The organism is Bradyrhizobium sp. 35, assembly GCF_023073215.1.
Taxonomy (GTDB): Bacteria; Pseudomonadota; Alphaproteobacteria; order Rhizobiales; family Xanthobacteraceae; genus Bradyrhizobium; species Bradyrhizobium canariense_D.
This window is the reverse complement of sequence record NZ_JADPJC010000101.1, coordinates 1-828: the sequence shown is the minus strand read 5'-3', so window position 1 is coordinate 828 and position 828 is coordinate 1. Positions and strand designations below refer to the sequence as shown.

The window sequence follows — 828 nt, the reverse complement described above, 5'->3', positions numbered from 1 at the left end:
GTCGAGCGGTTGTGGCGCAGCGTCAAGTACGAGGAGGTGTATCTGCGGGCCTACGAGACCGTCAGCGAGGCGCGCGACTCGATCGGCAGATATCTCGACGTCTACAATCGCCGCCGTCCCCACTCGAGCCTTGACGGCAGCACACCTGATCAAGCCTACTTCACCCCACTGCCAATCCACTTGGCAGCCTAACCCCGGCAGAGGCTCCACTTATCAACGCGGAGATTCTGTTCAGACAACCGGGACCAGCTCACTCGCCCGCTGCCTAAACTCATCTATTCCGAGCAGATCTTGCCCGCAATGGGTCGGAGCTAGGTCAGCACATCGATCTTTGCAGCTGGCGGCACGTGGCGGAGCAATGCCCGCAATAGCAGCAGATTTGATATCGCCACCGGCACTCAACAGCTTTCGATGCCTTATGGAGAACGCGCAGGTTGAACTTAACACCACGGCACCACGGTCGACGATGCGCCCAGCGGCTGTGGCATACGCTCGCCTCAGGAGCCGGATGGCCGCGAAGGACACTCTCCACCCAAACGGCGCGGCTATTTCTGCGATCCCTGCAAAGTAAAGGTACCTGGTCCATCAATTGAGCCCGCACGGGCCGCGAATGGGCGATCCAACGCGCGGAACTCCTCGTTCAAGTTTTGAGAACTCCGATCGAGCGCACGCCTTGCGGTGTCACGGCCCGAGCACATCCGATCGCGAAATCGGAGTTCCGAAGATTACGGTTCAGACTCAATTGATCCAATAAGCGACGAGAGCGGCGAGGTGGACGGCGGCCAAGAAGTTTCTGGCAAGTTTGTCGTAGCGAGTAGCAACACGCCT

Annotated in this window: 1 protein-coding gene and 1 pseudogene; one reads left to right on the top strand and one right to left on the bottom strand. The window is 59.2% G+C overall.

Going from position 1 to position 828, the window contains the following annotated elements; genetic code table 11:
- Nucleotides 1-192 (top strand): integrase core domain-containing protein (locus IVB36_RS20800; protein ID WP_247392875.1); only part of this gene is annotated, 192 nt, incomplete at its 5' end.
- Nucleotides 193-738: 546 nt separating this feature from the next.
- Here IVB36_RS20800 and IVB36_RS20795 read toward each other — a convergent pair.
- Nucleotides 739-828: pseudogene (locus IVB36_RS20795) on the bottom strand (IS5/IS1182 family transposase); the annotation flags it as partial.